The following is a 21,627-nucleotide window of genomic DNA, read 5'->3' as shown; positions in this document are numbered from 1 at the left end:
ACTGAGTTTGATGCGACCCTTGGGCTTGCTCAAGGAGGTTACCAATTCCTATATTTGGATTACGCTAGCTGATAATCTCTGTAACCTGGGAAAACTCTCTAATTTTTTAAGCCTGAGTAGTTACGGTGAATCTCAGCAAATTTTTCGTGGATAACGCGATCGCGACCCATCGAAAATAGGGTTCTAGCACACTGGGTCATCTGGGTTTCAATGGTGCCTACCGTACTGAGCAATACCGCCAGCACCGCAATCTGTCCCCAGGGACGGGGCAAAATTAAATCGCCAAAGGCCGCCAGTAAATTAGCCCCGTCTGCTTCTACCATCTCTGCAGTCATGCCCATTTGCACCGTCACCTGGATCAGCATGAACAAAATGACAATGCCAATCATGCCAATGATGCCGCTATTGCCGGGGGCTGAATTAGCGTTTTCAGTCTCTTCCGCCACGTTGGACGAAACATCCCAGCCAAAGAAGTAGAACACCGCCACCAACATCCCTGCCATAAAGGTGGGGAAATTGCCAAATGCGAAGGGCGAAAACCAGCTTAGGGAGAAGGGATTTTGCGGTGCCGCCGAAAATTTAATAAAGGCTGCGATCGCTAAGATGATGAGTGCGATCGCTTCAATGCTCGTCATCACCTTTTGGAAGCTAGCCGCCAAATGCACCCCTAAAATCGTCAGCGTAGCCACTGCCGCAAACCACATGCCGCCCACAATCGCAGAAGCCAGCACATTATCTTGGAATTGGGGAGCCACCCACGCTAAGGTGATCACACCCACCGGCAGAGCTGCTGCCACCATAAAAGCAGTACTGAGGGTCAAAAAAGTCCAAGCAGAGAGAAACCCCAGGTAAGGGTTGATGGACCGACCGACCCAAGCATAGGACGTCCCGGCATCGGCCCGCCACTCGTTCAAATACTTAAACGCGAATGAGATGCCAAACATGGGAATTGCCCCGTAGAGCAAGGCTCCTGGCGAGGCTAATCCGACAGCGCCAATCAAGGCGGCTGTGGTGGCATTAAGAGAATAGGACGGTGCTGTACCAGCAACAGCTAAGGTGATCGTATCGACGATCGATAAGGCATTCTGCTTTAAGCTGGTGGACATAATTTCAAAGCTCCGTAATAGAAGCACCAATGCTTCCTAATGCAAAAGTATTAGGGCAAAGAAATTTGCATTACTGTATTGTGCAATCCCGAAAATAACCGATCTTTTACGACTTTGTCTTGGTTTCATGACATTGGGCGGTTCGAGTCGAGGGCGGCACATCCATCGCCGGATTGGCAGTGAAGAAGCCCACTGGTTTCAAGGTAAATCCAGAGTAGGCGACAGGCATCACCGGCCAGTCTTCTGGGCGCGGAATATGATGATGACCAAAGGTGTACCAAACCACCACATCGGTGTTTTCGATCGAGCGATCCTCCTGAGTCCATTGGGGCAGTCCTTCCCCACCGGCATGTTGGTTGGGATAATTCCCGGCGGCATAGCGCTGATCGGCTTGGTAGGGCGTCACCCAGAGATGTTTGGTCATAAACCCCGCCCGTTTTAAGATGGGCGCATCGGGATGGGCAAAGGGCAGAGCATTGTCACCGGGAATGAGCTTAAAGCCAACCGGCTGCCCCAACGCATTGAGTACCGTCGGGTTCGTAACCTTCCAGTACCGAGCGGTGAAGGGATCGATGGTGCGCTGGGCCGCTTGTTCGGTGGGCAGCAGGGTAGAGGCGGCAAAAAATCCATTCCCATAGGGATTGTCTGGGCCGAGGGGTTCTGCTTCTGTATTCACCTCATACACCGAATTGTTCAGGCCATCGAGATCAAAGTCGAGACGCATATTGAAAAAATGCTGGTGATTGAGCGCATTTAATTCAGGTGCAACGAGGGTGCCATATTTAGGGGTGTCGGCAAGGGCAGCGCACAATAATATGCCGGTGAGCTTGATTTCGTATTGCAGGGTGCCATCTTGATAGAAGTACCAAAAGAAGCCGTATTCGTAGTTATCCACCGTGGCGATGAAGGAAACCACCAAGCGGCGCGATCGCCTCACCTCTACTTCGTCCAGCCGCCAATCCGTATGCTTCCAGAGAATGCCATAGTCTTCTTCATGTAAGCAAATCGCATTTTCAATGATCGACACATCGCCACGACTATTGGTTAGGGCGGCATCAAAGTAATAGATCTCGCCCACGCAGTCGCAACCCAATTTGAGTGGGTTGGTCAACATCCCAATCCCATGTTCGCCGAGGTCAAAGGCGTTTTTGCGAAAATGTTGTGACCTGGGGTCACCATAGGGCACCACCATCTCTGACATCGAAGCGCGATAGAGAATGGAGCGCAGATTACTTTGACCATCATGGCCCTCGTCTTCATAGCCGACCGTATAGAGGACCACGCCCTCACGCGGCGTAAACCCAATCCGAAACTGCCACTTTTGCCAGCACACCTGATGCCCCTTAATTTCAAAGCTGGGGCCTGCGGGCTGGGTAATGTGCAGGGGCTTAATGTCCTCGCGAAACTTAGGCGTAAAGGAGTGAGCATATTCTCCCGACTCCGGCGGAACCGAGATGTTGCCGACATCCTCAATCTGTAAAACCTCCATTTTATTGAGGTCCACGACGGGCACTAGACCATCAATCGGTCGTGCATAGAAGTTGCCATCGGCAACGGAGCGGAGGTAGCACAGACAGCGAGAGAGTCGGATGCCTTCTTCCGATTTAAATCCAAAGTTGCCGATCGCCCAAGGATCAACGACGACCAGTGCCAAATCCGTAATGCCCCGACGTGCGATCGCAGCCCTAAAGTCAGGATGGTCCTTGACGACAATTTCGCACTCTGCGAGTTCATCGGCCATAATATTGGGCTGAACTCCAGGGATATGCTGCCATGAAACTACGACCCCCTGAGTCAGGCTAACGACCGCTTCGTAAGTCTTCCCTGTGGCGTTATCCAGCAAAATCATAAAGGCTTCTCGGGGGACAGAATCACCAAGTTGAAAAGCCAGGACTACGGATTTTGGAGGTTCGTTCAGGGTCACACAGGGAAATCGGAATTGTTCGCCCACGGACTTTTGGGTACGCACAATCTCAACGGCTGCGCTGATTTCTTGACTGGTCAGCGGCTCCAAAGGGTGCTGAATCAAAGGGGTCTGCATATAAATGTCCGCTAGCGTTTATTGAGGATATTGGCATTATCCTAGATAGGTATTGTGTAGCGTAGATGTCCGTTGCGCAATTAACTCAGCCTAAGCATTAAGCTCCCCCACCTTTGAAATGTGGGAATGTCTTCCGTTAGGATGCAGGCATCTCTGCCCGTAGATCCCACAGAACACCCTAGCTGATGGGTGAACGCCTAGAACTTTTGCCAGATCTTTCCTCACGGCCATTTCTGCCAGTGAGGTTAATGATTCCACGAGCGGCAATATTATAGGAAGCCGAAAGGTCACAGTTGTATTGCTTGTCCGTGGTAAATATTCATGGTGTGGCAGAGGTCGAACGTACTTCAGCTTGCCCGTCGCATTTTGCGATCTAGGCAACGGGGCTACCACTTGGCTAGCAATCAGCTGTTTCGGTCGGTGCATCGGTTTTGAAGCATAGACCCACATCACTGGCCCGTAATAAAAACAAACAACATTACCGTTTATGTCAGAGAGGAGACATATTAACCCCTCTAGGAATATGATGTATACATGAGCTGAAAAGCCCATGACCACAACAAAGGAGGTGAACGATAGATATCTCCACTCCATCGTTTCCCAATTCAGCACTAGCACCCAATCAGGTCACTGATATTTCTTCTTGCTTGCACTAGAGAGCTTTGTTTTTAGCGGGGGAGTATGTCTTCGCGGAACAACTCTAAAGAGTCTCGTTAAATGTAGAGAAATTCCTCAGGTAGATCGTTCTGGGTGCTGTTGTGTTTTAAATCGTCGCTAAACCAGTCGCCCAACGCGACACCCCATCGAGCACAACTTCAGAATCCTTCAGTAAATACCCCATCAGCTCACTCCACAGTGATCTCAGACACAAACCAAGGAAACTTGATAGTTGTGTAAACAGAGTATGGGCTTATTCTGTACAGGGGTTGATATGTCACGTCTGCGAACTACAGTGAACTCGTAGGCAAAGACGTTATGGCATAACTCCCTATATCGAACCCTATATCTCGAACCCTATATCTAAGTAGACAGACGCCTGTCTTACTGACCTAAATTCATTTAGGCACCCTTTATATCTAAACCGAAGCCCCCAGGAGCCTTAGCGCCCTTGGGGGCTTCTTATTAGGCCCGCAGTACTCGATCACGGGGTACCAACTCAAAGCGGGACGTTTTCCCAAGGATAGTATTCCGAAGTCAGGAGTCAGGAATCAGGGCCTCACTGGCTTCTGGCCTCTGACTCCCCACCTAGCCAGGATTTCCAGATCGCAACCTCACTACCATTCCATCAACCTCGGATCAAAATCACCACTATCCTCCGCTTCCGATACACTACCCACCTCATCTACATCCTGCGTCCACGCCTCAAGCCGGGCCGCCTGACTCAGCGTCACATGATACGGCAGAGGTCGAAAGTACTTCAGCTTGCCCGTCGCATTCTGCGAACTAGGCAACGGGGCTACCACTTGACTAGCAATCAGCTGTTTCGGTCGGCGCATCGGTTTTGAACCTACGATGGAACGATCTGAGTCTAAAAGCATGGCATCAACCTGAGCAGTGTCATAAACCACCGTCCCCCATAGACCCACGTCACTGACCTGTAACAAAAACAAACAACATTACCGTTTATGTCAGAGAGGAGACATATTAACCCTTCTAGAAATATGATGTATACATGAGCTGAAAAGCTTATGACCACAACAAAGGAGGTGAACGATAGATATCTCCATTCCATCGTTTTCCCATTCAATACCAGCACCCAATCAGGTCACTGATATTTCTTCTTACTTGCACTAGAGAGCTTTGTTTTTAGCGGGGTATGTCTTCGTGGAACAACTCTAGAGAGTCTTGTTAAATGTAGAGAAATTCCTCAGGTAGATCGTTCTGGGTGCTGTTGTGTTTTAAATCGTCGCTAAACCAGTCGCCCAACGCGACACCCCATCGGGTACAGCTTCAGAATCCTTCAGTAAATACCCCATCAGCTCACTCCACAGTGATCTCAGACACAAACCAAGGAAACTTGATAGTTGTGTAAAAAGAGCATGGGCTTATTCTGTAGAGGGGTGATATGTCACGTCTGCGGACTACAGTGAACTCGTAGGCAAAGACGTTATTGCATAACTCTCTATCTCGAACCCTATATCTAAGTAGGCAGACTCCTGTCTTACTGACCTAAATTCATTTAGGCACCCTTTATATCTAAACCGAAGCCCCCAGGAGCCTTAGCGCCCGTGGGGGCTTCTTATTAGGCCTGCAGTAATCGATCACGGGGTACCAACTCAAAGCGGGACGTTTTCCCAACCACCCCTGTGATCCCCATCACCACAATTCCTCAGTCAATCTCAGAAACCCCTTAAGCAACCCTCAGTTACTAGTCAGATGACGTTCAGGTAGCTGCTGCATTCTTGTAATCAATGAAGCAAGTAAACACACTTCACCGATTCACCAAGGAGCTTTAACCATGAAACGCACTATCCTTTCCGCCTTAACCGTCCTCGTTGCTTCCGCTGCCCTGGCCCCCATCGCCTCCGCCGTTGAGCCCGCTAGCTTCAATATTCAGTCCACTCGCCTAGAAGCCCTGGACGCCCGCACCAAGAACGACGTCCACAAGCTACGCATCGAGCACCTGAACAACCAGACCAAAGCCATCGAAGATATCCAAGCTACTCGGCTAGAGGCCCTTGATGCCCGCACTAAGGCTGTCGAAAATATCCAGGCTGAGCGCCTAAACGCCCTGGATGCTCGGACTAAGAATGACGTTCATAAGCTACGCATTGAACACCTCAATAGTCAGACCAAAGCCGTTGAGAATATTCAAGCTGAGCGGTTGAATGCATTGGATGCTCGGACCAAAGCTGTAGACAACATCCAAGAAGCTCGTCTCGATGCTCTGGATGCTCGCACTAAGTCCGTCGTCCGCTAACAGAGCGGATCGCATTCGGGATAACCAAGTTTGGGTGCCCGATGCAGACTCCGTAATCTGTGAAAGCTTCATTCGCAGGGCACCCTTTTCTACTCAGACTCCTCTACACACAACTCAAGCCTCTGCCGATAGGGTGGGGGCTTTTTTTTGGGTGAGTGTCATAATTTCATGATTAGTGACGCAAACGCTCATGCCCCCAGGCAACGGCAGACAGCAAAAAGCCCCAGCGATTGCCAGGGCCTAGTTAGTACCATTCATAAGTCTAGGATAGCAGCGGCGATCATGCCGCTAAGTAGATTGCTGCGTTAGAAAGTTACGATACTCAGCTGGAATGGAGCTGCGATCGCACAAACAAAGCATCAACTTAAGCCGGGAAATCCTGGCTGGGTGGGGAATCAGAGGCCAGAAGCCAGAAGCCAGTGAGGTCCTGATCCCTGACTCTTGAATGCTATCCTTGGGAAAACGTCCCGTTTTAAGTTGGTTCCCTTTGAATGGATGACTATCCTCTATCAGTTGACAAAAAGCCGTAGAAATCTATGATGCATCTATAATTAGGTAGCGTTATTGTCTATGCAGGCTCGTGTATAAAATTTTAATAGCAGAAGATGAGCCGCGCATTGCCTCTTTCATTCAGAAAGGGTTCAGTGCTCATGGATTTATCACCACGGTTGCCCAGAATGCAAATGAGGCAATCACACAGATACTCGAGGCTAACTTCGATTTGCTCATTCTCGATTTGGGCCTACCAGACAAGGACGGTCATGAGGTAGTTTCAGAGCTGCGGGGACAAGGGGTAACCTTACCGATTATTATCTTGACTGCTAGAGACGACATTGATGACAAAGTGACGGGCTTAGAAGGCGGCGCAGACGACTACGTGACTAAACCCTTCCGGTTTGAAGAGCTATTGGCTAGGGTGCGCCTCCGCTTAAAACAATCTGCCAGTCCGACTGTTGGCACAACAGCAGATGAAAAAAGTCTACGCGTCGCCAATATAGAACTCAATTTACACACCCGTAGGGCGCACGTAGGCAACCAAATAGTTGATTTACCGGCCCGAGAGTTTATTTTGGCAGAAACGTTTTTCCGCCATCCTGGGCAGGTGCTCAGCCGCGAACAGCTACTGGATCGGGTTTGGGGATACGACTATAACCCAGGCTCTAACATTGTGGATGTGTATGTGGGGTACTTACGTAAAAAGCTGGGCAGTGATCTAATTGAGACCGTACGGGGAGCAGGGTACCGACTACGAAAATGAGAATTCTCTCACGTTAGTTTAAGTACTACAGGTTAAAGTATTTATGGTGCTGACCCATTTCTTTCTCTGGTTAGTTAAACGCTGATTATGTACCAGATTTTGATTGTTGAAGATGAGATACATCTCGCCGCTTTTGTGGCAAAAGGATTTAGAAAACATGGATATATACCGACGGTGGTAAACGATGGGGCACAGGCGCTCGTAGCCTTAGAGGATAAGCATTACGATGCTGTTTTGCTCGATTTGGGATTGCCGGTAAAAGACGGTTGGACAGTGCTGCGGGAACTGCGCGAGCGCGGTGATACTCCCCCTGTTATCGTCATGACGGCGCTCAACGATGTTAGTCAGGCTGTGCTCGCGGCTAAGGCAAATGATTTTTTACAAAAGCCCTTTCGATTTAAGATGCTGCTGGAATCGGTACAGAACTTAATTCAGGCAGATCCATCGGCACCCACATCTGGAAAGTAGAGCCTCGCTTGGGCTCGCTGACGACGCCGACGCGGCCCCCATGGGCGGCGACTATGGCGCTCACAATAGCGAGCCCTAAGCCTGCTCCTTCCGACCGACGGGGCTGTGACCCGCGACTAAACCGGGCAAAAATGCGCGACTGATCGGCGCGGCTAATGCCTTCGCCCGTGTCACGCACCCAAAGCTGGATCCGTGGGCCTTTGGCCGAGTTCTCAACGCGATAGCCTAGCTCAATAGTGTCTGAGGGTTGAGTATATTGGGTTGCGTTTCTGAGCAAGTTGAGCAATGCGCCCGTTAGCTTTTGGCGATCGCCCACCATCCTCACAGGTGCCTCTATAGACTCCTGTGCATTGAGCACCCAGTGACGCTCTGCCAACGCCGTTGCCTTTGCAAACACCTCTTGCAAAAACGGGTACATTTCAATGACTTCTAGCTGTAAAAAATTAGGTCTTTCCAACTTGGCTAGTAGCAGCATATCGTTGACCAGTCGTCCCATACGATCAAGCTCATCCATGACCAGTTCGATAGTTTCCCGGCGATCTTGAGGATCGTCGTCGAGCAGCTCTAGGTGACCTTGAATGATCGTGATCGGCGTACGGAGTTCGTGTCCAGCATCATCAATAAAGCTGCGCTGAGAGTCGAACGAGGATTGAATCCGATCCATCATGGCATTGAAGGTGTTCGTTAGGGCAGCTAACTCGCCGTCGGTTTTTTGGGCTGGTAAACGCTGGGTGAGATCGGAGTCGCTAATGGCCATCGCGGTTCGCGTTAGATCAGTAATGGGAGCCAGCAGTCTACCGGTGGCGAGCCAAGCTAGAAATAACGCTATCAATGCACCCACACCCATCATTTGGGCAAACAAATAAACGCCCGCCAGGGCCTCCGTACGTTCGCCCGCTGCGCTATGCGCCGCGATAAAAACACCTTTTTGCTCACCATCTAACAAAATCGGCGAAGCTATGTACATGATGCTGCCGATCTTAGGGTCATCGCTCTTTAGCTCATTTTGGATAGGGGCTGCTACGCTTTGCCAACGCTTGAACAGCTCAGTGTCGGGGCGCAATGGCGGTAAGAGATACAAAGGCTCGGAGCGGTATAGCTCGTTGTCAATTATAAAAATTTGAAAGTTGTCATCTTCTGGACGAATAGTCTTTACAAAATTATCAATAAAATCTTTCAGTTCCGCTGTAGGGTCTTCTGATTCGTTTCGTTCGTCTTCCCAGTCAGCATAGGCATCTAAGAATGCCTCCTCCTCTTCTTCCAGATCTTCTGTAACGCGCTGATTGATGGCGGAAAACAATAGATATCTAAAAATTGGAATAGATAGACCTGTAAGTAGCAGAATTGATAGCGCGTATATCAACAGGATGCGCGTTCGAGTTTCTTGGATGAGTCGCGTCAACATAAGCTAACAAGCGGGTGATTATCGATCAAATTGCCTTTCTAGCTATCTTATACACCATCTTACAGGGCGTAGATTTAAGCCTGAAAGTTCTTTAATGAAAATGTTCTCACGAAAAGTTCATAGGTCCTTTATACCAAGTTGCGATGTTAATAACAAGCAAGCTCGATTAATTGACTGCCGCCTGAGGACGCTCGAAGACATGACTACTATACCTGTTACCAAATTAAGCGCTGCTGCCAGGCTGATGGTGTACTCTCACGATACATTTGGCCTGGGCAACCTGAGACGAATGCTCGCCATTTGCGAGCATTTGCTAAGCTGCTGGCCTAGGCTATCGATACTACTGGTGTCTGGTTCGCCGATGATACATGAGTTTCGCCTGCCAAAAGGACTAGACTATATCAAGCTACCCTGCCTCAACAGAGGCGTCTCGGGTGAGCTAAAGGCAAAGTATTTAGGCACCTCGATTGAAGAGACTGTGGCGCTGCGATCGCAAATCATTGCATCAGCCGCTATGCACTTCAAGCCCGATCTCCTGCTGGTGGATAAAAAGCCAACGGGACTCAAAGGCGAACTCGCCTCAACCCTGCATTATCTAAAGCAGCATCTGCCAAAGAGTAGGCGGGTATTGTTGCTGCGCGACATCCTAGATGCGCCTCAAAAAACGATAGAAGATTGGGGTCGACTTGGCTACTATCCCACGATTATCAACTATTACGATCAGGTGCTGGTTGCAGGCACCCAAAGCGTGTTTGACCTGGTTCAAGAATATCATCTGCCGCTGCCCATTGCCAGCAAGATCAGCTACTGCGGCTATATTCGCAAGCGGATGGAGCAGCGCGATCGCCCTGATTTAAAGGCGCAACTGGGCTTAAAGACAACAGATCGGCTCGTATTGGTCACACCCGGTGGTGGCGAAGATGGCTACGCGCTGATCGATAGATATCTTCAGGGCATTCAGGCGATTCAGCCAGCGGGCGCTAACCGCGATGAGACCTTTCCCGGCACTGTGCCTTTTCACAGCCTCATACTATGCGGCCCTGAGATGCCAGTTGACCAACAATTAAAGCTTCAAGCCCTGGCTCAGCAATGCCCTAGCGTAATTTTTCAGTGCTTCACCAGCGACTTACTAGCGTATATAGACGCGGCAGACGCTGTTGTTTCAATGGGCGGGTACAACACCCTCACCGAAATTCTGACCCTGGGCAAGCGGGCCGTTGTGGTGCCTCGCAGCAAGCCCTCTCAAGAACAGCTTATCCGTGCTGCTCGCTTTGCTGCAAAGGGTTGGATAACAATGGTCCATCCAGATGCACTGACACCGCTTACACTCATTCAAGCCGTGCAAGCGCAGTTCGACAGTTCAACGGTTTCTGCACCCACTCTACCCACAGATGATGCAGCATCAGAGCTAATAAAAACGGAAAAAATTGCCTTAGACGGACTTTCTAAAATTACAGAATCTCTAACAGCAATAGTCTCTCCCATGAGGCAGTCTGTCCCTTTTTTGTCGCCGCTCTGCTTACCAGCCTAGCACCACCTACGCTGTTCTAAATCCCAAGACTCACTTATCAAAGGTTACTACTATGCAGAAGATCATGTTTTACTGTCAGCACATTCTAGGCATGGGCCATCTCATTCGCAGCATGGAAATTGTGCGCGGGCTCACTGCTGACTTTGAAGTGTGCTTTATCAATGGTGGCGAAGTGGTGCAAGGATTCCAGGCTCCGCCCGGGGTGCAGGTGATCAATCTACCTGCCATCAAAACCGACACCGAGTTTCGCGCCCTCATTCCTGTTAATTCGACCCTCACCATAGAAGAAACGCAAGACATCCGACGGCAGAAACTTTTAGACATATTGCACAGCTTTCGACCCGATGTGCTGGTGATTGAGCTTTTTCCCTTTGGCAGACGGCGGTTTTCATTTGAGCTAATTCCCCTGATAGAAGCCGCCAAAGCTCAGAACGCAAAAGTGGTTTCTAGCTTGCGCGATATTGTGGTGACAAAAAAGGATCAGGCGCGTCACGAAGCCAAAATCGTTCGCCTCATCAATCAGTATTTTGATCAGCTACTCATCCACGGCGACCCTGAGCTGCATCCGTTAGAAGATAGCTTCTCTAGAGTAGATGATTTGAACTGCGATGTGCGCTACACTGGCTACGTTGTCCAACAACATGAGAACAACCAGCACACAATCGCTGATGCTATTGCTCTGGGTAAAAAAGAGCCGCTGATTTTGGTGAGCATCGGCGGCGGTCGGTTTGGTCACGAACTGCTAGATTGCGTAATTCAAGCGGCTGCAATTTTGGAGTCAAAAATTCCTCATCGCATTCAGATATTTACCGGCCCCTTTATGCCTGATGACAAATTTTGGGCGCTAAAAAATGCCGCTAAAGATTGCCGCAATCTGTATATTCGCCGCTACACGCCGACGCTACTCTCTTACATGCAACGAGCCGAGCTTTCTATTAGCATGTCTGGCTACAATACCACGATGAACATTTTGACAACCGGGGTGAGGGCTTTGATGTTGCCTTTCACGGGCAACGACGACCAAGAACAGACCATGAGAGTTGAGCGGCTCTCGCAATTGGGTAAAGTCCGTAGAATACAGCCAGAAGATTTGCAGCCAGAGCGCTTTGCAGCAGCAGTGACAGAACACCTTCAGCATACGCCCAGTCAGATTGAATTTGACTTGAACGGGGTGACTAAAACTGTCCAGTCCATCAAAGCCTTGCTAGAAGGCAAGCTAGACGCAGGGAGCTTATCGAAAAGGCGGACCACAGCGTCAAGGGCTGCATAGCGGGCAACACATTCAAAAAATCCACAAGACAATCCCTAGGAAACAAAATGAAGAAAATTATGATTTACTGCCAGCATTTGGCAGGAATGGGTCACTTAGTTCGTTGCAAAGAGATCATTAGCAGCCTGGTTAAAGAGTTTGAAGTTTGTTTTGTGAGTGGCGGGCAGGCAGTTCCTGGCTTTCAGCTACCGCCTGAAGCTGAGGTTGTCTACTTGCCCGCAATCTGGCAGCAAGGAGCAGATTTACTGCCGGTCGATCCCACTTTATCGTTAGCAGTGGTCAAGGCGCAGCGGACAGAATTGCTGCTGGCCGTGTTTGACCGGTTTCAGCCGGACTGCCTCATTACTGAGTGTTTTCCCTTTAGTAAGATGAGTATGAAGTACGAGCTAAACCCTTTGCTCAAGCGGGCCAAAGAGTCAGCCCGGCCGGTCAAAATACTGTGCAGCCTGAGGGATCTGATCATGACTCAGCCGCTCTTTGCCGGGGCCAAAGAACGCAGAGAAGCCAAGGTTTGTCGGCTGATTAATCGCTTTTACGATGCGGTGTTGTTTCATTCTGATGCGGGCTTTCAGCGATTAGAAGATTGTTTTTCGCGCGTCAGCGATCTCAACTGTGAGATTTTTTATACAGGGTATGTTGCTCAGTCGGCCCCTGCTGAGCAGTCACCTACCCCGGATGACATTGCAGGGCTCAGTAATCCCTTGCCTAGCATTGTGGCTAGTGCTGGTGGCGGCAGGCATGGCTACCCATTGCTGAGCGCAATCATCGCTGCAAGTCCGCGATTGGGTAATGTGTTACCTCATCATATTTATGTATTTGCAGGGCCGTTTATGCCCGATGCAGATTTTGCTCAGCTGCAACAGGCAGCGGCAGGGCGGCCTAATGTAACGCTACGGCGGTATACGTCTCTGCTGCTAAACTATTTGAAAAAGGCCGATTTGTCGGTGAGCCTCGGTGGGTACAACACAACGATGAATCTGCTGAGAACGGGGGTGCCATCGCTCATTTTCCCCTCTCCCAACCTCAGCCAAACAGATGAACAGCGTCTCCGAGCCGAAAAGCTAGCCAACTTGGGCGTAGTGGACTTACTCACGCCAGAAGAATTAGCACCTGAAACCCTGACACAGATCATCCAAGCCACTTTAGAGCGGCAGTCTTTTACAGCTCATCAGATTAACTTGCAGGGCGCTGACAATACAGCCAACTACATTCAAAAGCTGCTGTCAGTAGAAGCCCTGCTCACTCAAGCGGTGTAAACATTTTCTACCTTTAATCAGTTTTCTATCTCATATTTTTTTGCAAATCATGAAGACAAAAGTCTGTATCACAAGCCTGGAATTTCCCCCTGACGTCGGTGGCGTTGGTGAATCGGTTAGTCGTATTGCCAACATGCTGATTGAGCTTGGCTACGATGTTCACGTAGCCGTCTTCCGAGCCGTCTTCCGAGAAGAGACCGCCATGGCCGCTGCTGGAGAATTTCGCCGCTCTACTTGCCACACGACGCAGCAAAATGGAGTGACTGTTCATCGGCTAAAGCCCGCTGTGCGATCCATTCAGGCTAAAGCGCAAGACTATCTCTGCGACCTGCATAGCCAGCTCAGAACGCTGCATCAAACCTATAAGTTTGATCTTCTCCATGCCTTTTTTATCAATGAAATGGGCTTTGTAACCACGCTGCTCGGCCACGAAATTGGACTGCCAGTGATCAACAGCATACGCGGCGCAGATTTAAACAAACATATCTTCAATCCCGCGCAGTTCAGTCAGGTTGCTTGGACGTTGACACATTCCACCCAAACAACCTTCGTCAGCCAAGATTTGATGCATCGCGCTCGAATCATCGCACCTGAGATTGAAAATAAATCTGCTGCGTTTTGGAATTCCATTATGCCGATTGACTTTGATGAGTTGCCAGAGCCGGCATTGGCCCATCAGCTTCAAGGTACCGTGATCGGATCGGTTGGTAGCTTTAGAGATAAAAAAGGACTGGAGCATTTATTTGATGCTTGCCAGACGCTTAGAAAGGAGAAGATCGCCGAGCAAATGACCCTACTATTAGTTGGTGACTTTGCTGAAAAAGAACGGAACTATTGGGAACAGACCTTAGAACAGAGTGGGTTTGCCGATCGCGTGGTGATCACGGGGAAGATCAGCCGTCAGGAGGCGCTCGCATACCTCCCCTACATGGATATTTTTGCGATTCCGTCGCTTCGTGACGGCTGCCCTAACGCCATGCTAGAAGCGATGTTAGCGGCCAAAGCCATTGTCGGCAGCAACGTAGATGCCATTGGTGAGATTATTGAAGATGGAGGTGATGGCCTCCTTGTTCGTCCCGGTGATACGGAAAACTTAACCGATGCGCTGCGGTGGTTGATGATTCAGTCTGACTTGCGATCGCAGCTAGGCATCGCCGCCAGACAAAAAGCACTCAGTCAGTTCGCCCCCGCCATTGAGCAACAAAACTGGAAGCGCGTGTATGAGACAGCACTGGCCGATCATACATTTTCAGTCAACCAGCCTTCAGCTAACCAGCTTTCAGCCAATCAGCCTTTAGTCAATCAGCCTTTAGTCAATCAGGTGCCTCTGGTAGATGTTTCACAGCAGGTTTTATCACGATGATTAAACGCACCCAACCCAAAAATTTGAAACAGGCAATCCCTAGCTTACAGCGGATTGTACAGCGATTTTGGCCGCAGATTAAACAACAGAAAGGATTACTGATACTGGCCGGACTCGCACTGATCACTAAGGTGTTTTCTCGGCTCATAGCGCCCTGGCCCCTAAAGCTCATTTTTGACTTTGTGCTCCTTCCCGATGCCCATAGCGCCGAGCTAGACTGGCCGCTTTTGCGAGATATGGAGATGAATACGTTGCTAATGGTTTTAGCATTCTCTATTATTGCGACCTCCATACTGCGCGCCCTCTCAGCCTACGTCAGCCTAGTGGGCCTTTCGATCGCCGCTAGCCGGATCATCACCGAGGTTCGCGCCGACCTCTATACCCATATCCAGCGACTCTCCCTCTCTTTTCACCACCAGTCAAAAAGCGGTGACATCATCACTCGCATTACCAGCGATGTCGATACGCTGCGGAGCACCACAGTAGATGCCACGCTACCGCTGGTGGTCGATACGCTGACGCTGGTTAGCATGGTGGGCGTCATGTTTTGGATCGATTGGGAGCTGGCCCTAATTTCTTTAGCCGTGTTTCCGCTATTTATTATCTCTAGTATTAACATGACCCGGCGGATCAAAAAAATCTCCCGGCAGCAGCGGCGGAGTGAAAGTGCGATGGCAGCAACAGCCGCCGAGGCCATCGGTGCTATTAAGGTGGTGCAGGCGCTGTCGCTAGAAGGCAGACTAGAGAAGATATTTGAACAGGATAATCGACAAAGCTTAGAAGATAGCGCTTATACTCAGCAGCTATCAGCAGGCCTACAGCGAACAGCAGAGATTTTAGTAGCGATCGCAACTGCCTTGGTGCTGTGGCGAGGAGCAGTGATTGTTCAGCAGGGCAGCGCCACCCCCGGCGATTTGCTCGTCTTTATCACCTATCTTAAGACAGCCTTCAAGCCCACCCGCGATCTGGCCAAAGAAGCCGCCAAAATATCAAAAGCGACCGCATCCGGAGAGAGAATTCTCGATTTGTTCGATATGGTGCCTGAGGTGCGGAACAAACCTAACGCCCTTAAAGCCGCTCCCTTTCACGGCAATGTCCGCTTTGACAACGTCTACTTTGCCTACGACTCCAACAGTATGGTTTTAACCGATGTGAGTTTTGAGGCAAAAGCTGGGGAGAGGGTGGCGTTTGTGGGACCATCCGGCGGTGGAAAATCTACATTGGTAAGCTTACTACTGCGGCTATATGATCCTATTCAAGGAAAGGTTTCTATTGACAGACGAGATATTCGCGACTATCAAATAGATTCGTTACGCCAACAGATTAGCATCGTATTGCAAGACAGTGTTTTGTTTGGTACAACCGTACGCGAAAACATCGCTTATGGCACAATAGGCGCAACGGATGAAGAGATTGAGCAGGCCGCAAAACTGGCCAATGCCCACGACTTTATTATGAAGCTGCCCAAGGGCTACGATACGCTAATGAGTGAGCGGGGTTCGACGCTTTCGGGCGGGCAGCGACAGCGAATTGCGATCGCACGGGCCGCCGTTCGCAAAGCTCGCATTGTGATTTTGGATGAGCCTACTGTCGGGCTAGACAACAAGAGCGAAAAGACCGTTAACGAAGCTCTGAAACGACTCACCAAAGGCGCTACAACATTTTTAATTACCCACGATTTGCGCGCATCTAAAGACTTCGATCAAATTTTCTACGTTGAAAATGGTCAAATTTTAGAGCGGGGCACTCACTCAGCGCTGATGCAGCAAGGTCGGCACTATGCGGCTTTGTATCAGTTACAGAGTGCGATCTCATCCACAGCTTTCGCTTATAACAGCATCATGGCTCAGTCAAGCAAAATTTAGCCAGAACAGACAAGCTGGAGCAATAAATTAGGAGAACACACTCATGTCCCAACCTCAGGTCACCATCATCGTTGTTCCCAGAGAACGATTTCAGTTCACTCAAAAATCATTGGAAAGCCTATACAAAAATACCCAGCACCCCTTTCATCTCATCTATATAGACAACAACTCGCCTGAGCATATCCAGCGCTATTTAGAACAGCAGTCAGCCGAGAAAGGATTTGAGCGGGTGCGATCGCCCTACTACCTCTCACCTAATCAGGCCAGAAACGCAGGGCTACGACGGGTCAAAACCCCTTACGTCGTCTTTGTAGACAACGACATTGTATTTGCCCCAGGCTGGCTAAGTGCCCTGATGACATGCAGCCAAGAAACTGGCGCAGCCGTCGTAGGCTCCTTAGTTTGCCAATATGAGCCCATTCATACCATTGTTCACTGCGTAGGCGGCGACTATATGGAACCGAGCCAATACGCCATGTTTGCCCGAGGCGAAAATGGCCCCAAAGGAACGCTAACGAACGCTGGCCAATGGACCATCGAGGAGAAGACTTATTTCCAAGACTGTCCGATTGCTGAGGTTAAAGACCAACTCCAGCGTAAAACCGTTGGCTTTATTGAGTTTCACGCCATGCTGGTGCGTACCGACCTATTCAATCGCATTGGCCTATTAGACGAAGGCTTCTGCTGCACCAAAGAGTACTTGGATTTTTGTATGACCGCCACTCGCCTGGGTGAGCTCATTTACTTAGAGCCTGCGTCCATCGTCACTTTTTTGACGCATCCGCCCGCGCCAACGATGGAACTCTCCGATCTACCTTATTTCATGCTACGCTGGAGCGACGAGTGGGAGCGGGCTAGCCTCAAGCATTTTCAGAAGAAATGGAACTTAGCAGATAGTAAGTACTTTCAAAAACGTTACAAGAAACTAGGCCAAAGACGTCACAAAGAGCTGATCAAACCCCTCGTAGCCCAGTTTTCGTTTCTGAGCGATCCCGCTAAAACGTGGTTAGAGAAGCGATTGGTCAGCATCGAAAAGCTGTTTAATCGCTACCTGTCTGGGCAGCACCAAAAGCTGCTAGATAGTCGCGATGCGCCGCTAGTTTCAGACTATCCTCAGCCATCATTTCCTGAAAAAATAACCGCTAACAAAAGACAGTCGGCTAAACGGTTTTCCACCAATTCTGAATCGCATATTCACGCTGAGTTAGACACTTTGACCTGGCCGAGAATTGATGCTTCGGCATCGCTCTCTCAGTGAACGGGTATCAACTTAAAGCGGGACGTTTTCCAAAGGATAGTATTCAGAGTCAGGAATCAGGGCCTCACTGGCTTCTGGCTTCTGACCCCTGACTCCCCACCCAGTCAGGATTTCCCGGCTTAAATTGATACCCCAGTGAACCTCACCAGAATCTATCTTTTATCATTCATCTTTTAGGAGACCATTACATCATGCTTTATCGCGAACTAGGCAACACAGGTATCAAAGCATCTGCCATTGGCTTAGGCACTTGGAACATTGGCAATCAATGGGGCGAGATTGATGAGGAACTTGCGATCGCGACTGTTCACAGTGCAATAGAACAAGGCATTAACCTACTCGACACGGCTGAGTCTTACGGTATCCCGTCAGGACTCTCGGAAGAACGGCTAGGCAAAGCGTTAAAAGGATTACGAGACAAGGTTCATATCGTTAGCAAAATTGGTCGATGGGGGCGTCGTACAGGCCAAATGGTGCCGATGACCACCACAGATATGGTCAGACTGTGCGTCCATGCCTCTTTGTATCGGCTCAGAACAGACTATATAGACGTGATGCTTTGCCATGAAGGGAAGCTAAACGATCCGCAAATGACCGATACCTATTTGGAAGGGTTCGAGATGCTTAAGCAGCAAGGACTCATCGGGGCCTACGGCATCTCTACAGATCGCCTAGAAGTACTTGAGCTGTTTAATAAGAATGGCACCTGTAGCGTAGTTGAAACCGATTACTCTCTCCTTAACCGTAGCCCTGATAAAGAGTTTCTACCCTACTGTCAGGAAAATAATATTGCCGTGCTGATGCGAGGCCCGTTGCACAAGGGACTGCTTTCAGGAAAATACTCTTCAGAAACAGTCTTTACCGATACGGTAAGAGCTGAGTGGTACAAAAACGATAAGTCGAAAACAAAGCTCGCCCGCAAGATGGCCAAGGTAGAAAATCTTAAAGCTGAGCTAACACCGGGTGAAGAGATGGTCACTGCTGCTCTGCGCTTTGTCATTTCACACCCGATTGCGCCAGTTGCGATCGCAGGTGCCACCTCTCCTGAGCAAGCCGCCATCAATGCCAAAGCCGGTCAGCAGCTACTATCTGCCGAACAAAGAGAGCAGCTGGTTCAATCCACCCAATCCGATAAAACAGAGCTTGCGATCGCCTAATCAGTAAAAGCGAACCCTACAAAACCTGGAGAAAAAAATCATGACCACAACCCATGCTCTTGCAAGTGAAACTCAGCTCACTGATCAAACAGCAACAAGACCGAAGGTGACGCTGGTAATCGGGCCAAGAGAGCGCTTCAGCTATACAGAAGCCTGCTTAGAAAGCATCTATCAAAACACCGACTACCCTTTTGATCTAGTATTTGTAGACGTGTGCTCACCAAAGCCTGTTGCCAACTACATCAACCAAAAAGCGAAAGAAGAATCGTTTCAGGTCATCCGCACTGCCCAGTACATTTCTCCCAATCAGGCCAGAAACGTAGGACTCCGCTACGTGCTAGAAAAAAACGATAGCGACTACGTGGTGTTTGTCGAAAACGATGTGGTTGTGAAAAAAGGTTGGCTCACTCGGATGGTCGCCTGCGCTGAGGAAGAGAATGCGGCAGTTGTCGGCCCGCTAACCTGCATCGGTCAGCCCCTGCATCAGGTGATCCACAATGCAGGCGGTCGCTCTTATATCCAAACCGATATGAAGAACGGAAAACCCCGTCGAAGGATCAAACAGTCTGCCTATTTAACCGGTAAACCAGTTGTCCAGGTGCCTGAAGAACTTCGCCGCAAGCAGTGCGACTACGTGGAGTTTCACTGCTTGCTAGCCCGCACAGATCTGTTCAAAACAGCGCCTTTTCAAAAAATAGGTGGACTGCTCGATGAAGGCATGATGGCGACCCGAGAGCATATTGACTTTTGCTTTATGGTGACTGAGGCAGGCGAAAAAATTTATAGCGATCGCACCGCGGTTGTCACCACCGATACCGTCGGCATTGACAACAACAAAGTAGGGCTGGTGGAATGGTTTGGCGAACTCAAGCTACCCGACTTCAAGATCTACGATCTGCCCTATTTTATGATGCGGTGGAGCGACGCCTGGGATCTGGCTAGCCTCAACCATCTTCGCCAAAAGTGGGATCTCTCTGAAGACAAGTACTTCAAAAAGCGCTATCTCAAGCTGGGTAGCCGCCGCCGCGAGCTGTTGGTGAATCCCATTGTCAATCAGCTAACCTTTGGCCGAGGAAGCGATCGCCTCGAAAAACTACTGAGCACTATAGAGCGAAAAGTAAACCACTTCTTTTACAACCACTATGTCAAAAGAAATCCCGACACATCGCAGCCTATACCCCTAGAGACTGTTCGCAAAACCCTTCAAACGGTTCAACAAAGCTAAACCTAGCCTCTATACTCCATGCCAAAAACTACCCGAGTCATTCTCGTCCGACACGGACGTAGCTCATTCAACGATCAAGGTCGATATCAAGGAAGCTCCAATGAATCCGTCTTGACACAAACCGGCATAGAAACCGCTCGCCTGTTGGGTCAATATCTCAAGGAACGCTCTGTCGATACGCCCATTGACCTCATCTACACCAGCCCACTGCGTCGAGTACAGCAGACCGCTCACGAGATTTCCCAAGCCATGACTTCTGGCTATACCGTACAGAGTCAGCTCCCAACCATCATCACTAGCCACGACCTCAAAGAAATTTCTCTCTCTATTTGGGAAGGACTCACCTATAGCTATGTAAAACAACAGTTCGCCAGCCAGTATCACTGTTGGCAGCAACACCCCCACGAATTCAAGCTGCCGGTAAGCTTACAACCGCCTGAAGGCGGCAGTATTGCAGTCGAAACCAAAACATATTTCCCGGTACAAGATCTCTATCGGAATGCTCGTCAATTTTGGACTGAAATGCTGCCGCGCCATGCCGGAAAGACGATTCTCATTGTTAGCCATAGTGGCACTATTCACGCCCTTTTGAGCACCGCACTAGGCATATCACCAGCCTATCACCATAGCCTACAACAGTCCAACTGCGGTGTCAGTGAGCTGACATTTTCTGCACCATTTCCCGAAGCCGCCCTTTCTGAACAGAGCGTTCAGCTACACCAGCTCAACCAAACGGCAGCGATAGGAGAAACTCTCCCCAAGCTCAAGGTAAATAAGCAGGGAATGCGACTGCTGCTTGTTAACGATGATGTCACCACCAGTGGCGGCGATCGTTTAACAGATAGACTAAGGGCGACACCGATAGATTTCTGTTTGTCGGCAGACGGCTTATCAGCGGATGGAGGGCAGGCGTGGCTTGGCCGATTAACTGAGCATTCTCCTAGAATTTTTTCTCTAGGGACGCAAAAAGCTGATTTTCTTCAGACATGGCAAGAGAACTTGAAACGCTCTTATCAATCTTCCTCTTGCCGTGCTATCGACGGACTGATGACGGCCCTAGTGCTTGCGCCTCGTACCAGTATCCAGCAGCTTATTATGCAAACACTAGGGGGACGCTTGGAAGATAGCGATCGCATTATCCTTCAGCAGGGATATTTCAGCGTTATTCACTTCCCTCATGATCATCGCCCAGTGGTTCAGGCTATCAATACCTAGGGTTTGCTGAAAAACTCAATCAGGATAGAATCCGTGCGCTCAATCTGTCAAACACAAGTTGTCGCATTTGATTAATGCATTAGCGATGGGCTCCCAGGTGTGATGTGTCTCTTGCAACCAGGGCTGGATAGCCGAGTGTTCCAGGTGTACCCAGCAGCGCAGCAACCAAAAAATAAAACGGCGTAGCCGTTGCTCTAAATTCATCACCAAGAAGGTGATAGCAATCATGGTTTCGGCGGTTTGGGCCAGTTTGGCCATGACCCGCCCGAGACCAAATCGCCGTTTGGCT

General features: G+C 49.6%; 17 protein-coding genes. 12 read left to right on the top strand and 5 right to left on the bottom strand.

Annotated features, from left to right (window positions below):
* Nucleotides 1-98: 98 nt before the first annotated feature.
* The 3 genes from VB741_RS24160 to VB741_RS24150 all read right to left on the bottom strand — a co-directional run bounded on the left by VB741_RS24160 (nt 99) and on the right by VB741_RS24150 (nt 4,757).
* The gene (locus tag VB741_RS24160; RefSeq protein WP_323367783.1) at nt 99-1,106 is read right to left on the bottom strand and encodes an APC family permease; all 1,008 of its coding nucleotides are present in this window, start codon (nt 1,104-1,106) and stop codon (nt 99-101) included.
* A gap of 106 nt (nt 1,107-1,212) precedes the next feature.
* On the bottom strand, nt 1,213-3,147 hold the full coding sequence (locus VB741_RS24155; RefSeq protein ID WP_323367782.1) for a primary-amine oxidase: 1,935 nt from the start codon (nt 3,145-3,147) through the stop codon (nt 1,213-1,215).
* 1,274 nt (nt 3,148-4,421) lie between these two features.
* Nucleotides 4,422-4,757, bottom strand: a complete 336-nt coding sequence (locus tag VB741_RS24150) for a hypothetical protein (RefSeq protein WP_323367781.1) — start codon at nt 4,755-4,757, stop codon at nt 4,422-4,424.
* Between the two features lie 848 nt (nt 4,758-5,605).
* Here VB741_RS24150 and VB741_RS24145 point away from each other — a divergent pair.
* The 3 genes from VB741_RS24145 (at nt 5,606) to VB741_RS24135 (ending at nt 7,793) form a co-directional block, all read left to right on the top strand.
* Nucleotides 5,606-6,067 carry a hypothetical protein gene (locus VB741_RS24145; RefSeq protein WP_323367780.1) on the top strand — a complete coding sequence of 154 codons (462 nt, stop codon included), beginning with the start codon at nt 5,606-5,608 and terminating at the stop codon, nt 6,065-6,067.
* A gap of 580 nt (nt 6,068-6,647) precedes the next feature.
* Nucleotides 6,648-7,325 (top strand): response regulator transcription factor, encoded by a 678-nt coding sequence (locus VB741_RS24140; RefSeq protein WP_323367779.1) that lies wholly within the window; start codon nt 6,648-6,650, stop codon nt 7,323-7,325.
* An 87-nt stretch (nt 7,326-7,412) separates the two neighbouring features.
* Entirely contained in the window at nt 7,413-7,793 is a 381-nt protein-coding gene (locus tag VB741_RS24135) for a response regulator transcription factor (RefSeq protein ID WP_323367778.1), read from the top strand.
* Here VB741_RS24135 and VB741_RS24130 read toward each other — a convergent pair.
* Complete coding sequence (locus VB741_RS24130) at nt 7,723-9,093, bottom strand: HAMP domain-containing sensor histidine kinase (protein ID WP_323367777.1); 1,371 nt, start codon at nt 9,091-9,093, stop codon at nt 7,723-7,725. The genes VB741_RS24135 and VB741_RS24130 overlap by 71 nt on opposite strands.
* Nucleotides 9,094-9,397: 304 nt before the next feature.
* Here VB741_RS24130 and VB741_RS24125 point away from each other — a divergent pair, with 304 nt between their 5' ends.
* The 9 genes from VB741_RS24125 to VB741_RS24085 all read left to right on the top strand — a co-directional run bounded on the left by VB741_RS24125 (nt 9,398) and on the right by VB741_RS24085 (nt 21,338).
* Nucleotides 9,398-10,729 (top strand): glycosyltransferase family protein, encoded by a 1,332-nt coding sequence (locus VB741_RS24125; protein ID WP_323367776.1) that lies wholly within the window; start codon nt 9,398-9,400, stop codon nt 10,727-10,729.
* Nucleotides 10,730-10,781: 52 nt separating this feature from the next.
* On the top strand, nt 10,782-11,999 hold the full coding sequence (locus VB741_RS24120) for a glycosyltransferase family protein (RefSeq protein WP_323367775.1): 1,218 nt from the start codon (nt 10,782-10,784) through the stop codon (nt 11,997-11,999).
* Nucleotides 12,000-12,085: 86 nt separating this feature from the next.
* A complete protein-coding gene (locus VB741_RS24115) occupies nt 12,086-13,255 on the top strand; it encodes a glycosyltransferase family protein (protein ID WP_323367774.1) in 1,170 nt (389 codons plus the stop codon).
* 49 nt (nt 13,256-13,304) lie between these two features.
* On the top strand, nt 13,305-14,618 hold the full coding sequence (locus VB741_RS24110) for a glycosyltransferase (protein WP_323367773.1): 1,314 nt from the start codon (nt 13,305-13,307) through the stop codon (nt 14,616-14,618).
* Entirely contained in the window at nt 14,615-16,483 is a 1,869-nt protein-coding gene (locus VB741_RS24105) for an ABC transporter ATP-binding protein (RefSeq protein ID WP_323367772.1), read from the top strand. The genes VB741_RS24110 and VB741_RS24105 overlap by 4 nt, the downstream gene beginning before the upstream one ends.
* 43 nt (nt 16,484-16,526) lie before the next feature.
* The gene (locus tag VB741_RS24100) at nt 16,527-17,741 is read left to right on the top strand and encodes a glycosyltransferase family 2 protein (protein WP_323367771.1); all 1,215 of its coding nucleotides are present in this window, start codon (nt 16,527-16,529) and stop codon (nt 17,739-17,741) included.
* 191 nt (nt 17,742-17,932) lie between these two features.
* Entirely contained in the window at nt 17,933-18,898 is a 966-nt protein-coding gene (locus VB741_RS24095; RefSeq protein WP_323367770.1) for an aldo/keto reductase, read from the top strand.
* A gap of 40 nt (nt 18,899-18,938) precedes the next feature.
* Nucleotides 18,939-20,123, top strand: a complete 1,185-nt coding sequence (locus VB741_RS24090) for a glycosyltransferase family 2 protein (protein WP_323367769.1) — start codon at nt 18,939-18,941, stop codon at nt 20,121-20,123.
* Nucleotides 20,124-20,141: 18 nt separating this feature from the next.
* A complete protein-coding gene (locus VB741_RS24085; RefSeq protein ID WP_323367768.1) occupies nt 20,142-21,338 on the top strand; it encodes a histidine phosphatase family protein in 1,197 nt (398 codons plus the stop codon).
* 39 nt (nt 21,339-21,377) lie between these two features.
* Here VB741_RS24085 and VB741_RS24080 read toward each other — a convergent pair.
* A partial coding sequence (locus VB741_RS24080) for a transposase (RefSeq protein WP_323367767.1) occupies nt 21,378-21,627 on the bottom strand: 250 nt, incomplete at its 5' end.

Source organism: Leptothoe sp. PORK10 BA2 (assembly GCF_034932105.1).
Lineage (GTDB): Bacteria > Cyanobacteriota > Cyanobacteriia > Phormidesmidales > Phormidesmidaceae > Leptothoe.
This window is presented reverse-complemented; position numbering and strand designations above follow the sequence as displayed.

Excerpts from the sequence above, each read along its gene's own strand:
- VB741_RS24160 (WP_323367783.1), bottom strand. The coding sequence starts at position 1,106 with ATGTCCACCAGCTTAAAGCAGAATGCCTTATCGATCGTCGATACGATC.
- VB741_RS24155 (WP_323367782.1), bottom strand. The coding sequence starts at position 3,147 with ATGCAGACCCCTTTGATTCAGCACCCTTTGGAGCCGCTGACCAGTCAA.
- VB741_RS24145 (WP_323367780.1), top strand. The coding sequence starts at position 5,606 with ATGAAACGCACTATCCTTTCCGCCTTAACCGTCCTCGTTGCTTCCGCT.
- VB741_RS24135 (WP_323367778.1), top strand. The coding sequence starts at position 7,413 with ATGTACCAGATTTTGATTGTTGAAGATGAGATACATCTCGCCGCTTTT.
- VB741_RS24125 (WP_323367776.1), top strand. The coding sequence starts at position 9,398 with ATGACTACTATACCTGTTACCAAATTAAGCGCTGCTGCCAGGCTGATG.
- VB741_RS24120 (WP_323367775.1), top strand. The coding sequence starts at position 10,782 with ATGCAGAAGATCATGTTTTACTGTCAGCACATTCTAGGCATGGGCCAT.
- VB741_RS24115 (WP_323367774.1), top strand. The coding sequence starts at position 12,086 with ATGGGTCACTTAGTTCGTTGCAAAGAGATCATTAGCAGCCTGGTTAAA.
- VB741_RS24110 (WP_323367773.1), top strand. The coding sequence starts at position 13,305 with ATGAAGACAAAAGTCTGTATCACAAGCCTGGAATTTCCCCCTGACGTC.
- VB741_RS24105 (WP_323367772.1), top strand. The coding sequence starts at position 14,615 with ATGATTAAACGCACCCAACCCAAAAATTTGAAACAGGCAATCCCTAGC.
- VB741_RS24100 (WP_323367771.1), top strand. The coding sequence starts at position 16,527 with ATGTCCCAACCTCAGGTCACCATCATCGTTGTTCCCAGAGAACGATTT.
- VB741_RS24095 (WP_323367770.1), top strand. The coding sequence starts at position 17,933 with ATGCTTTATCGCGAACTAGGCAACACAGGTATCAAAGCATCTGCCATT.
- VB741_RS24090 (WP_323367769.1), top strand. The coding sequence starts at position 18,939 with ATGACCACAACCCATGCTCTTGCAAGTGAAACTCAGCTCACTGATCAA.
- VB741_RS24085 (WP_323367768.1), top strand. The coding sequence starts at position 20,142 with ATGCCAAAAACTACCCGAGTCATTCTCGTCCGACACGGACGTAGCTCA.